The organism is Micromonospora sp. NBC_01740 (assembly GCF_035920365.1).
Classification (GTDB): domain Bacteria; phylum Actinomycetota; class Actinomycetes; order Mycobacteriales; family Micromonosporaceae; genus Micromonospora; species Micromonospora reichwaldensis.
The window spans coordinates 4657868-4675579 of record NZ_CP109150.1 but is presented as its reverse complement, the minus strand read 5'-3'; the positions used below and the strand labels follow the sequence as shown (position 1 = coordinate 4675579).

Annotated in this window: 14 protein-coding genes; 6 read left to right on the top strand and 8 right to left on the bottom strand. The window is 74.6% G+C overall.

The window, feature by feature from the left end:
* Positions 1 to 92: 92 nt before the first annotated feature.
* Genes OG989_RS20760 through OG989_RS20750 form a run of 3 tightly spaced genes read right to left on the bottom strand, consistent with a single transcriptional unit; the run spans position 93 to position 4047 of the window.
* Positions 93 to 1907 (bottom strand): ABC transporter ATP-binding protein, encoded by a 1815-nt coding sequence (locus tag OG989_RS20760; RefSeq protein WP_327028134.1) that lies wholly within the window; start codon positions 1905 to 1907, stop codon positions 93 to 95.
* Between the two features lie 51 nt (positions 1908 to 1958).
* Positions 1959 to 3047: a zinc-dependent alcohol dehydrogenase gene (locus tag OG989_RS20755; protein ID WP_151456367.1), complete on the bottom strand. Its 1089-nt coding sequence runs from the start codon at positions 3045 to 3047 to the stop codon at positions 1959 to 1961.
* Positions 3040 to 4047, bottom strand: coding sequence for a Gfo/Idh/MocA family protein (locus tag OG989_RS20750; protein ID WP_327028133.1), 1008 nt, complete (start codon positions 4045 to 4047; stop codon positions 3040 to 3042). Before OG989_RS20750 ends, OG989_RS20755 begins: the two co-directional genes overlap by 8 nt.
* A 208-nt stretch (positions 4048 to 4255) precedes the next feature.
* Here OG989_RS20750 and OG989_RS20745 point away from each other — a divergent pair, with 208 nt between their 5' ends.
* The 5 genes from OG989_RS20745 to ctaD all read left to right on the top strand — a co-directional run bounded on the left by OG989_RS20745 (position 4256) and on the right by ctaD (position 10049).
* Positions 4256 to 5254 (top strand): glucosyl-3-phosphoglycerate synthase, encoded by a 999-nt coding sequence (locus tag OG989_RS20745; RefSeq protein ID WP_192581519.1) that lies wholly within the window; start codon positions 4256 to 4258, stop codon positions 5252 to 5254.
* Between the two features lie 73 nt (positions 5255 to 5327).
* Positions 5328 to 6485 carry a glycosyltransferase gene (locus OG989_RS20740; RefSeq protein ID WP_327028132.1) on the top strand — a complete coding sequence of 386 codons (1158 nt, stop codon included), beginning with the start codon at positions 5328 to 5330 and terminating at the stop codon, positions 6483 to 6485.
* Positions 6486 to 6657: 172 nt separating this feature from the next.
* Positions 6658 to 7110 (top strand): DUF4383 domain-containing protein, encoded by a 453-nt coding sequence (locus OG989_RS20735; protein ID WP_151456370.1) that lies wholly within the window; start codon positions 6658 to 6660, stop codon positions 7108 to 7110.
* 104 nt (positions 7111 to 7214) lie between these two features.
* Entirely contained in the window at positions 7215 to 7943 is a 729-nt protein-coding gene (locus OG989_RS20730) for an STAS domain-containing protein (protein WP_327028131.1), read from the top strand.
* 105 nt (positions 7944 to 8048) lie between these two features.
* Positions 8049 to 10049 carry an aa3-type cytochrome oxidase subunit I gene (gene ctaD, locus OG989_RS20725; RefSeq protein ID WP_151456363.1) on the top strand — a complete coding sequence of 667 codons (2001 nt, stop codon included), beginning with the start codon at positions 8049 to 8051 and terminating at the stop codon, positions 10047 to 10049.
* 59 nt (positions 10050 to 10108) lie between these two features.
* Here the strand turns inward: ctaD and OG989_RS20720 are convergent, their stop codons facing one another.
* Both OG989_RS20720 and OG989_RS20715 read right to left on the bottom strand, forming a co-directional pair.
* Positions 10109 to 11251, bottom strand: coding sequence for a SigB/SigF/SigG family RNA polymerase sigma factor (locus OG989_RS20720; RefSeq protein ID WP_151456362.1), 1143 nt, complete (start codon positions 11249 to 11251; stop codon positions 10109 to 10111).
* A gap of 228 nt (positions 11252 to 11479) precedes the next feature.
* Positions 11480 to 12892 carry a hypothetical protein gene (locus OG989_RS20715; RefSeq protein ID WP_151456369.1) on the bottom strand — a complete coding sequence of 471 codons (1413 nt, stop codon included), beginning with the start codon at positions 12890 to 12892 and terminating at the stop codon, positions 11480 to 11482.
* Positions 12893 to 13115: 223 nt separating this feature from the next.
* Here OG989_RS20715 and OG989_RS20710 point away from each other — a divergent pair, with 223 nt between their 5' ends.
* Positions 13116 to 13346 carry a CDGSH iron-sulfur domain-containing protein gene (locus OG989_RS20710; RefSeq protein ID WP_311410258.1) on the top strand — a complete coding sequence of 77 codons (231 nt, stop codon included), beginning with the start codon at positions 13116 to 13118 and terminating at the stop codon, positions 13344 to 13346.
* Between the two features lie 222 nt (positions 13347 to 13568).
* Here OG989_RS20710 and OG989_RS20705 read toward each other — a convergent pair whose 3' ends face one another.
* Genes OG989_RS20705 through OG989_RS20695 form a run of 3 tightly spaced genes read right to left on the bottom strand, consistent with a single transcriptional unit; the run spans position 13569 to position 17586 of the window.
* On the bottom strand, positions 13569 to 14657 hold the full coding sequence (locus OG989_RS20705) for an iron-containing redox enzyme family protein (RefSeq protein WP_327028130.1): 1089 nt from the start codon (positions 14655 to 14657) through the stop codon (positions 13569 to 13571).
* A 51-nt stretch (positions 14658 to 14708) separates the two neighbouring features.
* Entirely contained in the window at positions 14709 to 16469 is a 1761-nt protein-coding gene (locus OG989_RS20700) for a thiamine pyrophosphate-binding protein (RefSeq protein ID WP_151453875.1), read from the bottom strand.
* A complete protein-coding gene (locus tag OG989_RS20695) occupies positions 16462 to 17586 on the bottom strand; it encodes a baeRF2 domain-containing protein (RefSeq protein ID WP_151453876.1) in 1125 nt (374 codons plus the stop codon). The genes OG989_RS20700 and OG989_RS20695 overlap by 8 nt, the downstream gene beginning before the upstream one ends.
* Positions 17587 to 17712 lie beyond the last annotated feature (126 nt).

Below are 17712 nucleotides of genomic sequence, written 5' to 3'. Positions count from 1 at the left end.
GCAACGGTACGCGACCGGAGCCCGCGTTGGCGGCCCGCCCGGCGCGCCGCCGCGCGGGTGTCGTCGCCGGGCGGGTCGCGGTCGTGGACCGCTCAGCTCACCAGGAGCTGGTGCGTGGCCAGCTCACGGTAGAGCGGGCTGGTCCCGGTCAGCTCGTCGTGGGTGCCGGTGGCCGCCACCCGGCCGCCGTCGAGCACCACGATCTGGTCGGCGTCGACGACGGTGGAGAGGCGGTGCGCCACGATCAGCAGGGTGCGCCGGGCGGCGACCGCGTCGATGGCCCGGCGCAGCGCGGCCTCGTTGCGGGCGTCGAGGTTGCTGGTCGGCTCGTCGAGCAGCAGCACCGGCGGTCCGGCCAGCAGGGCGCGGGCGATCGCCAGCCGCTGCCGCTCGCCGCCGGAGAGCAGCACCCCGCCCTCGCCCACCTGCACGTCCAACCCCTCGGGAGCGCGCTCGGCGAGGTGGCCGAGGTTGACCTCGTCGAGCACCGCGCGCAGCCGGGCCTCGGTGGCCTCCGGCGCGCTGATCAGGAGGTTCTCCCGCAGCGTGCCGGCCAGCACGGGCGCGGACTGCTCGACGTAGCCGATCCGGGCGCGCAGCGCGTCGCGGGGCAGGTCCCGCACGTCGACCCCGTCGATGCGCAGCGCGCCCTCGGTGACCTCGTAGAAGCGCTCGACCAGCGCCAGCAGCGTCGACTTCCCGGCGCCCGACGGGCCGACCAGGGCGGTGCGGGTGCCGGCCGGCACGGTGAAGCTCACCTCGTGCAGCACCGGCGGGCCGCCGGGGTAGCCGAAGCCCACCCGGTCGAACTCGACGGACGCCGGGGCCCCGCCGGGCAGCGCCCGGGCCGGGACGGACGCGGGCCGGTCCGCGGCCCCCTCGACCGGCACGGCGAGCATCTCCTCGATGCGCTGGAGCGCACCCAGCCCGGTCTGCAACTGGGTGTAGGCGTGCACCGCCTGCCCGAGCGGAAGGACCAGGAAGAACAGGAACATGATGAAGGCGACCAGGTCGCCGACGGTGATCGCGCCCGCCGCCACCCGCGCCCCGCCCACCCCGAGGACCAGCAGGAACGCCCCCTGGATGGTGACGCTGCTAGCCGGGCCGACGAACGCCTGCACCCGGGCCACCCGCAGGCCCGCCGCGTACGCCCGCGCGGCGCTGACGCCGATCGCGTCGGCCTCGCGCCGCTCCGCCCGCGCCGCCCGGATCGTCCGGGCGGCGGAGATGGCGCGTTCCACCGCCGAGGTCATCTCGCCGACGCGTTCCTGGGCGGCGCGGGCCAGGCCCCGCACCCGGTGGGCGAAGGCGACGGCGATGCCGATGCCGGCGGCCACCCCGAGCAGGGTCACCCCGAACAGCACCGGGTCGAGCAGGACCATCGCGCCCCCCGCGCCGAGCACCATCACGGCGCCGGTGACGACCTCGAACAGGCCGGAGGTGACCACCGCGCGCAGCAGGGTGGTGTCCGAGCCGACGCGGGAGAGCAGGTCGCCGGTGCGGCGGCGGTCGTACTCGGCGATCGGCAGCCGCAGCAGGTGGCCGGCCAGCCGCCGCCGGGTGCCCAGCACGACCCCCTCCGCGGTGCGTTGCAGCAGGTAGTCCCGCACCCCGCCGATCGCCGCGGCCACCAGCACCAGGGCGACCAGCGCCGCGACCAGGCCGGCCACCGATCGGCTGCCGGAGAGCCCGTCCAGCACCGAGCGGGTGAGCAGCGGTTGTGCCAGTGACGCCGCCGCGCCGGCCAGCGACAGCGCGCCCACCACGGCGAGGGTGCCGCGGTGGGCGCGCAGGTACGGCAGCAGGGCGACCAGGCCGATCCGCCGGTCGTCCACGGGGGCGCCCGGACCGCCGGCGGCGGTCGGCACGGGGTCGTCGGCGGTCGTCACGGGAGCGGCGGCGGTCATGGCTGGCACGGTATCGGGCCGCACCATCCGCCCGGGGGGCGACGCGGGGCCTCAGGCGGTCAGCACCACCTGGAGCTCCTGGCGGCGCCGCTCAGCGAGATCGGTCAGCAGGGCCGGGGCCTGCTCGAACGGCACCACCGCCGAGACGAGGTGCTTGCGGATCACGTCCCCGTACGCGCGCAGCAGGTCGATCGTCTCGGCGGAGAGGCGCTCCCGGTCCCAGGTGGGGGCGAGCCCGCGCGGCACCCGGCCGATCTGCGCGCACCGCAGCGACAGTCCGTTGTGGTGGAACTCCTCGCCGAACCGGACCGCGTCCGCGCCGGCCTGGTAGAAGGCCAGGTCGACGACCGTGCCCTGGGGGCGCAGCAGGCGCAGCGCGAGCTGCAACGCCCACGCCTGCCCCCGGCACTGGAACACCACGTCGGCGCCCCGGTCGCCGGGGCCGTGCGCCCAGCGGGTCTTGAGCACCACCGCCGGGTCGTCGGCCTCCGGGTCGAGGGTCTCCAGGCCCAGCGCCTCGGCGACGGCCCGCCGCTGCGGGGTCGGGTCGAGCACCACCACCGAGGCGGCGCCGTGCCGCTTGGCGAACAGGGCGGTGAGCAGGGCCACCACCCCGCTGCCGACGACCGCGACCCGGCGGCCCCGCACCCCGTCGCCCAGCGACCGCACGTCGGCGCCGTGCAGGTCGGCGGCGGCGTGCAACACCCCGTTGGCGCAGATCGGCCCCATGTGCGCGACGTAGACGCCGAGCAGCGGGTCGAGGTCCTCGGGCAACGGCACGAACCGCTCGGCGACCGGGTCGGCGACCCAACCGGTGCGGTGTCCGTACGTCATCGCGCCGACGGTGCCCACGGCGACGGCGGGCGTACGGCTCTCCACCACCCGGCCGACCTGCATGTAGCCCAGCCGGGTCACCGGGTACGGGGTGCTGGCCGCGCCCGGTTGGAAGAGCCCGAGGTCGGCGTTCCAGGTGACGTTGAGGTAGGGGTTGGTGCCCTTGACGTAGCTGAGTTCGGTGCCCGCGGAAACGCCGCTGAACAGCGTCTCGACCCGGAACGTGCCGTCGGTCAGCTCGGCGGCGTCCTGCTCGACCAGCTCCACCCGGCCCGGGCCGCTGACCACCACGACGTGGTCACGCATCGACGGTCACCCCCGCGGCGAGCGGCGCGGCGACGGGCGTGTCCAGCCGTACGGGCCGGCCGGTGCGGGCGGAGTCGGCGACCGCGAGGGCGAGCCGCTGGGTGCCGAGGGCCTCGGCGTACGGGACGCGGACGTCGTCGCCGACGCCCCGGACCGCGTCGACGAAGGCCCGGTCCACGGCCACCCGGGCGGCCTCGGGGTCGGCGTCGAAGCGGCGTTCCCCGTCGGCGTCGCGTACGACCAGGCCGTCCTCGCTGAGCGAGAGGGCCAGCCCGTCGGCGAGGATCTCCAGTCCGGCGCGGTGCTTCCAGCCGAGCACGCAGGCGGCGGTGAGCGTGCCGACCGCGCCGCCGGCGAAGCGCAGCGTCGCGGTGGTCACCGAGTCGATGTCGGCGCCGTCGACGGACGGCGGGGTGCCGTTGCCGTACGCGGTGACCTCGGTGGCCTCGCCGACCAGGCACCGGATGAGGTCCAGCACGTGGGCGGCCTGCTCGACCACGGGGCCGCCGGAGCGGTCCCGCCGCGACCACCAGGCCACCGGGGGCACCTTGTCCCACCACGCGCCGCTGACCATCCGCACCGGACGGTCGCCGAGCAGTTCCCGGGCCTGCTGCACCACCGGCAGGTACCGCCAGTGGTGCCCGACGCCGGTGAGCAGCCCCCGCCCGGCCACCAGGTCGGCGATGCGCTCGGCGGTCACCAGGTCGACGGCGACCGGCTTCTCGACGAACATCGGCACACCGGCCGCGACGACCGTCTCCTCGGCCGGCCCGTGGGCGAACGGCGGCACGCAGACGTAGACCGCGTCCGGCCCGGCGGCCAGCAGTTCCCCGACGTCGCCGAAGGTCCGGGCGCCGTGCGCGTCCGCCAGTTCCGCCGCCGCCTCCGGCACCACGTCGGTCACCCCGAGCAGTTCCACGTCCGCGAAGCCGCCCAACACCCGGGCGTGGCGTTGCGCCACCCCGCCGGCCCCAACCAGTCCCACCCGGCACGTGCGCATGTAAGAGCCCCTTCGCCACAGTTTCGCGTTCGGCGACTGCACTCCCCCCGCGTGCGCGCAACCAAACGTTCACCAGGGCGGAACCCGGTCACGTCACTGACGTGATCAAGCTGTTAGGCATGCTGCGTTAGCGCGAGTGCGGTAGTGGGAAAAACAGGGAAGGTTTTTCCGCCACGATCTGGGGGTGCCTGTGCGGAATACGGAAACGATGGTGTCACCGGTGGTGGAGGCGTGGGCCACCTACCGCACCACGTCGGCGGGTGACTGGCCGGCGCGGCGGCTGATCCGCGCCAAGGGGGACAGCAGGGTCAGCGTGGTCCTGCCGGCCCGAAACGAGGAGGCCACGGTCGGTGCGATCGTGTCGACGATCCGCGAGCACCTGATGGAGCGGGTGGCCCTGGTCGACGAGCTGATCGTGGTGGACTCCCGGTCCACCGACCGCACCGCCAGCGTGGCCCGCGCCGCCGGCGCGGAGGTGGTGAGCCAGGACGCGATGACCCGGGGCCTGCCCCGGCTGACCGGCAAGGGCGACGCGCTCTGGGCCGGGTTGGCCGCGGCCGAGGGCGACGTGGTGGCGTTCATCGACGCCGACCTGCGCGAGTTCCGTCCGCACTTCGTGACCGGGCTGATCGGTCCCCTGCTGACCGATCCCTCGGTGGACTTCGTGAAGGGCTTCTACCACCGCCCGCTGGTCGGGGCGTCGAGTGTGGAGGCCGACGGCGGCGGGCGGGTGACGGAGCTGATGGCCCGGCCGATGCTGAACCTGTTCTGGCCCGAGCTGGCGGGCTTCGTGCAGCCCCTCGCCGGTGAGTACGCCGGCCGCCGGGAGGTGCTGGAGCGGGTGCCGTTCGTCTCCGGCTACGGGGTCGAGACGGCGATGCTCATCGACCTGCTCGAGCTGGTCGGCTTGGACGCGCTGGCCCAGGTGGACCTGGGCGAGCGCAAGCACCGCCACCAGGACACGGCCGCGCTGGGCCGGATGTCGGCCCAGATCATGCTCACCGCCTGGTCGCGGCTGCAGCGGCGCGGCTGGGCGGCACCGGGGGCGATGCCCGCCGCGCTGCTGACCCAGTTCCGGCGCGGCGGCTCCGACGCCCTGCCGAACCTGGACCGGGAGATCGTCGTCAGCGACGTCTCCGTCGAGGAACGGCCGCCCCTGGCCGAGCTGCGGCACCGGATCCCCCGCCGACGGGTCGCCGCGGCGTGACCACGCGACCCCCCGTGACCGCGAACGACCGGACGCGGACGGCCCAGGCCCCCGCCGAGGGAAGGAATCCCGCATGAGCCTCACCGTCCTGATGAACGCCGGTCCGTGGCTGTCCGTGCCGCCGCCCGGCTACGGCGGCATCGAGAACGTGATCGCGACGCTGGTGCCGGAGCTGCGCCGGCTCGGCGTACGGGTGGTGCTCGCGTCGGTCGACAGCAGCACCCTGCCGGTCGACGAGAAGTTCTCCGTCTTTCCCGACGGGCAGTTCCACGCCCTGCAACGGCCGTACAACCAGGTCTGCGGCATCTCCCAGGCGCACCTGAACGGCGTGGTGCGCGCGTTGCACTCGCGCGACGACATCGACCTGGTGCACGACCATGTGGAGGCGGTCGGCCTGGCGACGCTCGCCGCGATGGGCCCGGACGCCCCGCCGGCCCTGCACACGCTGCACTGGGACCTGGCCAAGCACCCGGCGCTCTACGGCAACGTCGACGGCGGCGACCGGGTCCGGGTCAACGGGGTCTCCGCCTCGCAGCTGGCCCGCGCGCCCCAAGCGTTGCGGGAGCACTCGGTGGGCCACGTGCACCTGTCCACCCCGCTCGCCGTCGACGCGGACCGTCGGCCCCGGGTGGAGAAGGGCGACTATCTGATCATCCTCGGCCGGATCAACCCGGGCAAGGGCCAGGACGTGGGCGCGCGCCTCGCCCGGCGGGTGGGGGTGCCGCTGGTGCTCGCCGGGCCCGTCGGCCCGTACCACCGGCCGGAGGACCTGGCCGCCGCCGGGGACGAGGCCCGGCAGAACCCGGACGTCCGGTTCTTCTACGACGAGGTGGCGCCGCACGTCGATGGTGACCTGGTCCGCTGGGTGGGCACCGTGGCCGGGCAGGAACGCGACGACCTGCTGGCCGGCGCCCGGGCCTCGCTGTTCCCGCTGCGCTGGGAGGAGCCGGGCGGCACGGCGGTGGTCGAGTCGCTGGCCCTGGGCACGCCGGTGGTGGCCACCGCCCGGGGCTGCCTGCCCGAGCTGATCGAGCACGGCCGCACCGGCCTGCTCACCGCCGACGAGGATGAGCTGGGCGATCTGCTGCTGGCCGCCGGCCTGCTGGATCCGGACGAGTGCCGGCGCGAGGCCGCCGTCCGCTTCACCCCCGCGGTGATGGCCGAGAAGTACGTGGGCCTCTACGAGCGGGTCCGCCAGCTCGCCGCCGCACCGCGCCTGCAACCGGCCTGACCGGCGATCCGCACCCCGGGGCCGGCCCGCCGTCACGGTGGGCCGGCCCCGGCTGTGTGCCGGCGCCTGGATGGGGCGGTCCCCCGGCGGTGGGGTTTGACGGTGGGGGCAGCGGGAAGGCGCGATCCACTCAGCGTTCTCGCACAGTGAGGAGACGGCGGTGACCGGTCCCATGGCGCACTCCCGCGCCCGGCACAACCCGGCCGACGGCAGGGCTCCCGTCCGGCGGGCCGCCACCGCCGTGGCGGTGGTCTTCCTCCTGGTCGGCGTGCTCGGCTTCGTGCCGGGCATCACCAGCAACTTCGGCGACCTGCGCTTCGCCGGGCACGACTCCGAATCCAAGCTGCTCGGCCTGTTCCAGGTCTCGGTGCTGCACAACATCGTCCACCTGCTCTTCGGGGTGGCCGGGCTGCTGCTGGCCCGCACCGTCACGGGCGCGCGGACGTACCTGGTCGGCGGCGGCGCGATCTACCTGGTGCTCTGGCTCTACGGCCTGGTGATCGACCATGACAGCGCGGCCAACTTCATCCCGGTCAACAACGCCGACAACTGGCTGCACCTGTTCCTGGGCCTGGGCATGATCGCGCTCGGCATCCTGACCACGCGGGACCGGACCCGCCGGTGACGCATCGTGACCGGCCGGGGCGGCGACGCCCCGGCCGGTCCGTTTGACCCTCCGCGCGGCCGGGTAGTTCGCAGATCCCCGACGATGCGAAACGAGGGCGCCCGATGCCGAGCCGGATCACCTGCGAGGTGCACGACGAGTCGCCGGTGACCGTCGTACGCCTGCGTGGCGACCTCGATCTCGGCACGATGCGCACGGTGCACGACGCGCTCGACGGCTGCCTCGCCAGCCAGCCCGACGCGCTCGTGGTCGACCTCACCGACGTCACCGTCCGTGACCGGCTCGCCCTCTCGGTCTTCGCCGCCATCGCCCGTCGCGCGGCCGGCTGGCCGGCGGTGCCCGTCGTGCTGTGCGCCCCGCCGGGCGAGGCGGCGACCTGGCTGGCCCAGTCGACCGCCTGCCGGGTGGTGCCCGTGCGCCGCGACTGCGACGAGGCGACCCGGGTGGCGAACGCGGCGGCGGCGCCCCGGCTGCGGGCCCGGCTCGAACCGGTGGCGGAGGCCTGCCGGCGGGCGCGGGAGCTGGTCACCGACGCGTGCGCCCGCTGGAACCTGCCGGAGACCGTCGGGCCGGCGTCGCTGGTGCTCAGCGAGCTGGTCGGCAACGTCGTCCGGCACGCCGGCACGCCGATGCAGGTGACGCTGACCCTGTGCCGGCCGTACCTGCACCTGGTCGTCGCCGACGGCAGCCGGACCGCGGTCCGGGCCGGCGCCGCCGACCTGCGCGCCGAGGGCGGCCGGGGGCTGCTGCTCGTCCGCGAGACGGCCCAGCGGTGGGGCAGCGCCCCCGCCGGCGACGGGAAGGTCGTCTGGGCCATACTGCCCGCGAATTGACCGAATTTACCACTCTCGCCTGAATAACCGCTGTCGCCTGGTTTCATGGGATGCGGGGCGGGTAGCCGCGCCGTCCTATCTGTCGTCTGGCGGGGTGAGAGTCACATGCCCAAGCGGGTAACCACGGAACCACGCGACCGAGGACCGGCGATCCTGGCGCCGGCACGCTTCGGCGGCTACCCCGGGCCGCTGCGCAAGGCGCTTCCCGGCGGCAAACTGACCCGGTTCCTGGCCACCACCGACCACAAGCAGATCGGCCTGCTCTACCTGCTGACCTCGTTCGGCTTCTTCCTGGTCGCCGGGATCCAGGCGATGCTGATGCGCGCCGAGTTGGCCCGGCCCAACCTGCAGTTCCTCTCGGCCGAGCAGTACAACCAGCTCTTCACCTCGCACGGCGCGGTCATGCTGCTGCTGTTCGCCACCCCCGCGGCGTTCGGGTTCGCCAACTACATCGTGCCGATCCAGATCGGCGCCCCCGACGTGTCGTTCCCCCGGCTCAACGCCCTCGCGTACTGGCTCTACCTGTTCGGCGGCCTGATGGTGCTCGGGGGATTCCTCACCCCGGGCGGCTCCGCCGACTTCGGCTGGACCGCGTACTCGCCGCTGAGCAGCCAGGAGCACTCCCCCGGCGTCGGCGCCAACATGTGGGTGATCGGCCTGGTGATCTCGGGGCTGGGCACCATCCTCGGCGCCGTCAACCTGATCACCACGATCCTCACCCTGCGCGCGCCGGGCATGACCATGTTCCGGATGCCGATCTTCACCTGGAACATGCTCTTCACCAGCGTGCTGGTGATCCTGGTGTTCCCGCTGCTCGCCGCCGCGCTGCTGGCGCTCGCGGCCGACCGGCTGCTCAACGCCCACGTGTACGACCCGGGGACCGCCGGCCCGATGCTCTACCAGCACCTGTTCTGGTTCTTCGGCCATCCCGAGGTCTACATCATCGCGATTCCGTTCTTCGGCATCATCACCGAGATCATCCCCGTCTTCTCCCGCAAGCCGATCTTCGGATACACCGGCCTCGTGCTGGCCACCATCGCGATCACCGTGCTGTCGATGACCGTGTGGGCCCACCACATGTTCGCCACCGGCCAGGTGCTGCTGCCGTTCTTCAGCATCCTGAGCTACCTGATCGCGGTGCCCACCGGCGTGAAGTTCTTCAACTGGATCGGCACCATGTGGAAGGGGCAGATCACCTTCGAGACGCCGATGCTCTTCGCGATCGGCTTCCTGGTCACCTTCCTCTTCGGCGGCCTCACCGGGGTGCTGCTGGCCAGCCCGCCGGCGGACTGGCACACCCACGACACGTACTTCGTCGTCGGGCACTTCCACTACGTGCTGTTCGGCACGGTGGTCTTCGCGCTCTTCGGCGGCTTCTACTTCTGGTGGCCGAAGATGACCGGACGGCTGCTCGACGACCGGCTCGGCAAGGCCCACTTCTGGACCATGTTCCTCGGCTTCCACGGCACCTTCCTCGTCCAGCACTGGCTGGGCAACGAGGGCATGCCCCGCCGGTACGCCGACTACCTGCCGTCCGACGGGTTCACCGCCCTGAACACCATCTCCAGCATCTCCGCCTTCGTGCTCGGCGCGTCCACGCTCTTCTTCATCTGGAACGCCTGGAAGTCCTGGCGCTACGGGGCGATGGTGAACGTCGACGACCCGTGGGGCTTCGGCAACTCGCTGGAGTGGGCCACCACCTGCCCGCCGCCGCTGCGCAACTTCGACCGGATGCCCCGGATCCGCTCGGAGCGACCCGCCTTCGACGCCAAGTACGGTCCGCTCGTCGCCGACCTCGGCCGGGACCTGCCCCAGCGCACCACGAAGCCGCCGCAGGACTTCGGCGACGAGCTGCACCGCGAGAGGCACGTGCCCGAGGCGCCGGCCGCCGAGGGGGCGCACGGCGCGCGGGAGGCCGCCGCGTTCCAGCCCGCGGCGCAGTCCGGGGCCCGGCCCGTGGACGTCCCCGAGCCGGACGACATCCGTCGGCCCAGCTTCGAGCAGACCGACGAGCCGGAGGAGACCCGCCCCGGCGGCGACCGGGAGCCGCAGGCCAGGGAGCGCTGGCGGCATCCGCGCGGGCCCGGCGACACGCCCGAGCGCTGAGCGGGCGTACGCGAGAGGGCCGGCACCCCGGGGGTGCCGGCCCTCTTCGCGACGTGGTCTCAGCCCTCGCGGGCCGCCGCCAGGCCCGCCGCGGTGAGTGAGCGGCGCACGGCCGGCTGGACGCGGGTCAGCCGTAGCGGTACCCCGGTGCGGGCGGCGGCCTCGCGGCCCGCCATCAGCGCGGCGATGCCGCCGGCGTCGAAGCCACCGGCGCCCACCAGGTCGACCACCACCTCGGCGGGCTGCCCGGTCACCGCCTCCAGCATCGCCCGGCGGAGCTGGTCCGCGCCGTCCCGGTCGACCTCCCCGCCGACCTCCACGACCACCCGGTCGCCGTTGTGCCGCACCGAGATCCTGGTCTTCGCCGGCTCGGACGACTCGGCGGTCCCGTTCTGCCACGGCGGCGGGGCGTCGGCCAGCATCGCCTGACGCAGCCAGGTCAGCGCCCGCGACAGCAGCCGGGAGACGTGCATCTGGGAGATGCCGAAGCGGGCGGCGATCTCCGCCTGGGTCTGGTTGCCGTAGAAGCGCATGGCCAGGATGCGCCGCTCCCGCCAGGGCAGCCGGTGCAGCAGCCCGCTGACCGTCACCCGGTCGTCGACGGACTCCAGCGCGTTGTCGGACTCGCCGACCAGGTCGCCGAACTCCGCCGAGCTCTCCCCGCCGACGGGGGCGTTCAGCGAGGCCGGACTGTAGCCGGCGGCCGACTCCAGCGCGGCGAGGATCTCCTCCTGCGGGGTCTCCAGCCGTTCCGCCAGCTCGGCGACCGTCGGGGCCCGGGACAGCTCGCTGGTCAGCGCGGAGGTGGCCTGCCCGACCTCCAGGATCAGGTCGCGCAGCCGGCGCGGCACGTGCACGCCCCAGGTGCGGTCGCGGAAGTGCCGCTTGATCTCGCCGACGATGGTGATGGCCGCGTATGCGGTGAAGGAGCCCCGCTCGGGGTCGTACCGGTCGACGGCGTTGACCAAGCCGAGCCGGGCGACCTGCTCCAGGTCCTCCAGCGGCTCGCCCCGCCCCCGGTAGCGGCGGGCCAGCCGGCCCGCGAACGGCAGGGCGAACCGGACGAGGTCGTCACGTGCCTCCTGGCGTCGTTCGGGCGGTAGGCCCTCGATCCGCGCCGCGTACGCCAGTGCGGCCGCGTCGAGGTCCTCCAGACCCCGATCGGTCGGAGGTGGTGTGGTCGTGGTGGTCTGTCCGAACATCCGCGCCTCCCTCAGGAAGGTCCCCCGCCCGGATTCAGGAAACCGGTCGTGCGCGCGCGTGGTCGCACCACGCCCGGGCCGGAAAATGGGTCACATGACTGGGATGTCAGCGGGCGACGGCGCCACGCCGGACGGCGTGATCAGGCCGTCGCAGCCAGCGGTGTTCCCGCTCCGTAGGTACTCAATCACGGGACCCGGGGTTCGCGAGGATGTTTCGAAAGGGCCGACTCAACAGACGAGTAACCCCTGGTGGGAGCCGCCGTCGCGCAGCGCCGCGAGAGCCTCGGGGACGGTCATCGGCGGCGGCGTCGGCAGGTCGTACGGCTGCGCCCGCAGCACCTCCGTCGCCCGGCGGGTGGGCACCGAGGTGACCGGGTAGCCGCGCGCCGAGGTGCGGTCCAGCGCCCGCCGGCGGCGCCCGAAGCCGGCGACGGCCAGCCACTGGGGCAGCCCGGCCAGCGCTGGCGACCGCAGGCCGGGCGGCTCGGGCAGCACGTCCACCGAGCTGAACGGCTCGCTCCCGGCGAGCCACCACTCCGCCGCCTCCACGCTGCGCCGGGTGGCGTTCTCGCACCAGTACGGCACCATGCCGGCCCGGACCACCTGCCACGGGTCGAGGAGCCGGCCGCACTCCACCACCAGCCGGTCACCGGTCTTGCCGGCCGCGCGCAGCCAGCGCCGGTACAGGTCGGCGGTCGCGGCGCTGAGCGCCTCCGGCCGCGGCACGAGGACCCGGTGCAGCGGATGCCCGTGCCCGCCGGCCCACTCCTGGACGCCGGCCTCGAAACCGGACTCCACGCCGTGTTCCGCCGGCTCGGGCGGCGAGGCGACCTCCGGCGGCTCCCAGTGCGCGCCGTCCCCGCCAGCCGAACGGAGCACCTGGCGCAGGGCATGGCTGTCCGGGTGGAAGTCGACCGGGTCGAGGCCGCTGCCCGGGCAGCCGACCTGGAAGCTGTGCCCCGGGGCGGAGTCGAAGACCGGCCAGGTGCGGGCGTCGCGCAGCAGCAGCACCGGGGCGCCGGGCTCCAGCCGGTCGGCCAGGAACCGCGCGTACGCGGCCGGCAGGGACCGCCACCGGGCCGCCAGCGACACCGTGGCGCCGGCCAGCGCGCCCCGGCTCGCGGGGCAGTGCACCTGACGGACGTGCAGGTCGGCGTTGCCGCCGAGGAGACGGGCGGTGAGGGCGGCACCGTGGTCCAGGGCGGCCTGCGGCCGGTCGACGGCGCCCTGCGCCCAGTGCACGGTCATCTCGAACCCGGCCGGTAGCCAGGGTACGCCGAGCGCCATCGCCAGGTGCGCGGCCGCGCCGTGCGGGGAGCCGATCAGGGCGCCCGGGTAGCGGCGGCGCGGGTACTGCTCGGCGAACCAGCGGGCGACCCGGCCCGCGTCGACCTCGGCGGTCTGGCCGGGGGTGAGCGCCACCCGGCCGGCCGCCCGGATCACCGCCGCCCGGCGCACCGGTTCGGGCGCGCCGACGAACCGAGACAGCGGCCCCGGGTGTCCCGGGTGTCCGAGGTCGGCGCAGTCGGTGCCGCGCAGCGCCCGCGCGGTGGCGGCCACCAGCACCCGCGCGGCGCTGCCGGCGGCCACCACCCGGTCGCCCGCCAGCCCGGCACCCTCGGCCGTGAGCCCCTTGCGCACCTTGTGCCCCGGCTCCACCTTGCCTCGTTCGCTCACCACGCGGCCCGGCTTCCCGTCCCGATGGGGTTCAAACGGGGCATCCCCCACCGGGCGGGAGCAATCAGAAGATCCCGGGCGGGCCGCCGCCGAACCGCCGAACCGGGTGACGACGCCGGTCACGCACCGCGACGGCACGCCGGTGAGCTGGGGTTTCAGTGCCGGAGCAAGGGGCACTTCAGCGCCCATGCGCACCGACGACGACACTCCCGCGGCAGCCACCATCACCCCCTACCAGGACGGCCCGCTGCTGGTCCGGGGCGACTTCGCCCTGGTCACCCCCGACGGGGAGACCATCGACGCGCGGCGGGGCACGGTGGCCCTGTGCCGCTGCGGGAAGTCGGCGCTCAAGCCGTTCTGCGACGGCACCCACAAGGCCGTCAACTTCCGCGCCGCCCCCACCCGCGAAACCCCCTGACCCCTGCCCCTGCCCCGCCCTGCCCCCACCCACGCGCGCCCCGGTGGCCGGCTGCGGCGATTGGACGCGTCGATCATGCACTTCTGGTGGGCGGAAGCTGGTGTTTCGGGGCTTTTACGGGGCGCCACAACTGCATGATCCACGGACGGCACGGCGGGGCGGGGCGGGCCGCACTGCGGGGCGGGGCGGGCCGCACGGCGGGGCGGGGTGAAGCCGGGTGGGTCAGGCGACGGCGGCGGGTCTGCCGCCGGGGCGCGGGCGGTCGCGCAGGTCGATGCGGATCGGCGCGGCGGTGGCGCGCAGGGAGGTGCGGCCGGCGGTCCAGGCGTCCAGCAGGTGCGCGGCGAAGAGCCGGTCCACCGCCAGCGCGGCGGCGGCGCCGAAGAGGACGTCCGGGGCGAGCGCCGGCTCCACCCGGACCAGCCCGCCGCACAGGTCGTAGGCGGCGATCTGCTCGTGCACCGCGTCGGCCTCGACGTGCTCGTCGTAGAAGCGCGTGGCCGCCTCGCCCAGGCCCAAGCGGCGCAGCCCGTTGCCGTACCGGCGGTTCGGCAGCGAGGAGGTCATCTCGTACGCGGCGAGGTGCCCCAGCAGCGCCCCGCGCAACCGCCGGTGCAGCCCGAACAGCGACATGAGGTTGTTGGTGGCCAGGGTGACCGCCGGTACGGTGTCCAGGTGGGCGGCGTATCCGGTGTCCAGTCCCAGCTCGGCCAGGGTGACCCGGAACAGCTCGGCGTGCATCCGGTCCAGCCGCCCGTTGCCGTACTCGTCCATCTGGATCTCCACCAGGGCGGCCTTCGCCGGCCCGCCGAGGCGCGGCAGGGCCCAGCTGTGCGGGTCGGCCTCGCGCAGGTGGTAGATCGAGCGGTGCGTGACGAACTCCCGGAACTGGGCCAGCGACGCCCGGCGTTGCAGGTGGCCGGCGAGCGACGGCCCGTCGTCGGCGGCGACCACGTCGGCCAGCGCCGCCGGCACCCCGCCGGGCAGCGCCGCCGGCAGGAGCCCCACCAGCGCGCGCACCGCCGCCTCGAAGTGCCGTTCGGCGTACGCGCGCAGCGCGAGCAGGGACGGCTGCCACTCCCAGTCCTCGTCGACGCCCTGCCAGCCCCGGTAGTGCAGCTCGTAGCAGCAGAAGAGGGTGAGCTGGAGGTCCTCGTCAGTGAGGGCGTCGGCGGGGGCGAGCCCGGCGCCCAGCCCCGCCGGAAGGTCGTGCGGCGCCCGCCGCAGCGCGTCCAGCAGCGCCGTCGACACCGGCCCACGGGGCTGCGGCAGGGGCGCGGGGCCGTACCGGCGGTCCGGGGCTTCTGACAAGGTGACCTCCAGCGTCGTACTGCCCGTCCTCAGTGCCCCTCGACTGGAGCGTTAAACGAGGTCGTCGACCTCCACGGCCACCCCGGCGGCGAGCATCCGGTCGCGTACCCGCCGGGCGGCGTCGCCCTCGGCGAACACCTCGCGCAGGTCCGCGAACGCGGGCTCGGGCGGCGCCAGCCGCACCGCCGGGTCGACCACCGCCTCCAGTACGCAGGGCCGGTCGGCCGCCAGCGCCTCGTCCCAGGCCGCCCCCACCAGCTCCGGCCGGTCGACCCGCACCCCGTGCAGGCCGAGCAGGCGAGCCCAGCCGGCGTACGGCACGTCGGGCCGGCGGCGCGTCGGGTCGGTCGGCGTACGACCGCCGCCCATGCCGGACAGGTCGCGGTTGTTGAGCACCAGCACCACCAGGCGGGGATCGCGCCACTCCCGCCAGTGGTGTGCCACGGTGATCAGCTCGGCCAGCCCGTTTAGCTGCATCGCGCCGTCGCCGAGCAGGGCGACCACCGGCTGGTCCGGGGCGGCGAGCTTGGCCGCCACGGCGTACGGCAGGGCACAGCCCACCGTGCCGAGCGTGCCGCAGAGCTGCGCGTTGACGCCCGGCGGCAGCTCCAGGTGCCGGGCGTACCAGTACATGACCGATCCGACGTCCACCGCCACCGCCCCGCGCGGCGGGACCCGGGTGGAGAGTTCGTGCAGCACGAGCTGCGGGTTCACCGGCTCGGCGGGGGCGGCGGCCCGGTCGGCCCGCTCGGCCCGCCACCGGTCGACCGAGCCCTCGACGGTCTCCCGCCACCGGGCGTTCGGCCGGTCGGGCACCCGGGCCAGCAACGCCCGCAGCGTCTCCTGGGCGTCGCCCACGAGCGGCACGTCCACCGGGTAGCGGGTGCCGATCCGGCGGCCGTCGATGTCGATCTGCACCGTGCGGGCCTGCCCCGGCATCGGGAAGTAGTCCGTCCACGGATCGTTCGTGCCGATGAGCAGCAGCGTGTCGCAGCCGCCCATCAGCTCGGCGGCGGCCGGGGTGCCGACCTCGCCGAGCACGCCGGCGTGGAAGGGCAGCCGTTCGTCGAGCACCGGCTTGCCCAGCAGCGAGGTCGCCACCCCGGCGCCGAGCCGGTCGGCGAGGGCGACGATCTCTCCGGCCGCGCCCCGGCCGCCCTGGCCGACCAGGATCGCGCTCCGCCGGCCGTTGGCGAGCAGTTGGGCGGCCGCGTCCAGGTCGGCGTCGTGCGGCAGGACCCGGGCCAGCGGCTCGCCCGGCGTCGCCGAGAGCACCCCGGCCGCGTGGGACTGCAGGTCGGGCACGGTGGCCTCCTGCAACTGCCGCGGCAGCACCACGCAGACCGGGCTGCGGGTGGCGGCGGCCGTGCGGAACGCCTGGTCGAGCAGGGCCGGCACCCCGTCGGGCGTACGGCCGTAGCGGACGAACTGGTTGCACACGTCGGCGAACAGCCGGCTCAGGCCGATCTCCTGGTGGGCGCCGCCGAGCGGGCCCGAGACGTCCTCGCCGACGATCGCCACCACCGGCTTGCTGTCCAGCTTGGCGTCGTAGAGGCCGTTGAGCAGTTGCACGGCGCTCGGCCCCTGGGTGGCCAGGCAGACCCCGATCCCGCCGGTGAACTTGGCGTGCCCGGTGGCCATGTAGGAGGCGGTCTCCTCGTGCCGGGCCGGCACGAACTCCGGGTCCCCGCCCGAGGCGTCCAACGCCTCGACCACCGGGGCGATGGCCTCCCCGGGGTAGCCGAAGACCCGCGGCACCCGCCAGGCGCGCAGGCGCTCGACCACCAGGTCGGCCACCGTACGCTCAGCCATCGCCACGCCCCGGGGTGCCGGAGTCGACGTAGCGCAGCACCGCGCCGACGCCGTCGGTCAGCTCCGGTGCCTCGTCCGGGCCCAGCACGGTCAGCTCGGCGTCGGTGCCGACCAGCGCGCGCACGAGGGCGGCGTCGGCGCGGACCTTCTCCGGGTCGCGTACGGACATGGCGGCGAGCTGCCCCGGGTCGGTGGCGATCTCGGTCGGGTCCGGCCCGATCCAGAGTTCCCCGGTGGCGGACGGGTCGTCGACGATGAGCATCGTCTCGACCTGGTTGCGTTGCAGGGCGGACACCACGGCGTCCAGCCCGGCGCCGACGTCCTCCTGCATGCCGAACCGGTCCAGCACTGCGGTGATCCGCTGGTCGGCCACCTCGGCGATGGTCTGCACGGTGAGGTCGTCGAGCAGGCTCTGGTCGGCGCCGCCGCCCCGGGACCCGGCGTCGGTGCGCACCATCAGGTCCTGCCAACGTTCGGGCATCTGGGCGGCGATCACGCCGGTGGCGCGCACGTCGCCGGCGACCACCACCACCTCCGCGCCGACCTTCTCGGCCAGCTCCACCGTGGCGGCGGTGACGTCGCCCGCGTTGTGGTGCCAGGCCTCCATGGCGGCCCGCTGGTGGTGCGACTGCGACCAGCCGCCGGGCTGCACCCGGCGCAGCTGGAAGTCCTCCCGGCCGCTCACGTGGGCCCGGCGCGGCACGCCGCCGGCGCTGATCGCCATGGCGTCGGCGCCGGTCCGGTCGGCCAGCACCCGGACCCAGGCAACCTGCTCGCCGCGTTGCGCCAGCATGGGCATCACGTGCGGCAACGAGGTGTACGCGGCCAGGTCCCGCAGCGGCGGGGCGGAGAGGTACTCCGACAGCACCACCCGGCCCCGGGCGCCGAAGACCGCCAGCCCGTAGCCGCCGGGCATCGGATCGTGGCCCCGCACGACGCGTTCGACGGCGTCGATGGTGTCCACGTCGGCGCGCTGCTGTTGAAGTTGGTCACGCAGGGCGCGCCAGCGCAGATCGAGCGCCGGGTGGGCGTCCTCGGTGTTGGCGGACGCGTCCAGGTACACCGAGACCCACGGCCCCGGCCGGTCGTAGAGCGGGCGCAGGAAGGACAGCTGCATGCTCGACCCCTTTCCAGCTCGGCCCCCCGCTTACCCGTGCCGCTGCGGTTGTCACCTGGCCGCCGCGAGCGCGTGACCGCATTTCATTCATGTCGTTCAACCCGGACGACCGATACCATGAGTGAA

What these genes read in the sequence shown, in the direction of transcription:
- OG989_RS20695 (WP_151453876.1), bottom strand. Translation starts at nt 17,586, where the DNA reads ATGCAGCTGTCCTTCCTGCGCCCGCTCTACGACCGGCCGGGGCCGTGG.
- OG989_RS20730 (WP_327028131.1), top strand. Translation starts at nt 7,215, where the DNA reads ATGCCGAGCCGGATCACCTGCGAGGTGCACGACGAGTCGCCGGTGACC.
- OG989_RS20710 (WP_311410258.1), top strand. Translation starts at nt 13,116, where the DNA reads ATGCGCACCGACGACGACACTCCCGCGGCAGCCACCATCACCCCCTAC.
- OG989_RS20700 (WP_151453875.1), bottom strand. Translation starts at nt 16,469, where the DNA reads ATGGCTGAGCGTACGGTGGCCGACCTGGTGGTCGAGCGCCTGCGCGCC.
- OG989_RS20740 (WP_327028132.1), top strand. Translation starts at nt 5,328, where the DNA reads ATGAGCCTCACCGTCCTGATGAACGCCGGTCCGTGGCTGTCCGTGCCG.
- OG989_RS20720 (WP_151456362.1), bottom strand. Translation starts at nt 11,251, where the DNA reads ATGTTCGGACAGACCACCACGACCACACCACCTCCGACCGATCGGGGT.
- OG989_RS20745 (WP_192581519.1), top strand. Translation starts at nt 4,256, where the DNA reads ATGGTGTCACCGGTGGTGGAGGCGTGGGCCACCTACCGCACCACGTCG.
- ctaD (WP_151456363.1), top strand. Translation starts at nt 8,049, where the DNA reads ATGCCCAAGCGGGTAACCACGGAACCACGCGACCGAGGACCGGCGATC.
- OG989_RS20750 (WP_327028133.1), bottom strand. Translation starts at nt 4,047, where the DNA reads ATGCGCACGTGCCGGGTGGGACTGGTTGGGGCCGGCGGGGTGGCGCAA.
- OG989_RS20755 (WP_151456367.1), bottom strand. Translation starts at nt 3,047, where the DNA reads ATGCGTGACCACGTCGTGGTGGTCAGCGGCCCGGGCCGGGTGGAGCTG.
- OG989_RS20735 (WP_151456370.1), top strand. Translation starts at nt 6,658, where the DNA reads ATGGCGCACTCCCGCGCCCGGCACAACCCGGCCGACGGCAGGGCTCCC.
- OG989_RS20760 (WP_327028134.1), bottom strand. Translation starts at nt 1,907, where the DNA reads ATGACCGCCGCCGCTCCCGTGACGACCGCCGACGACCCCGTGCCGACC.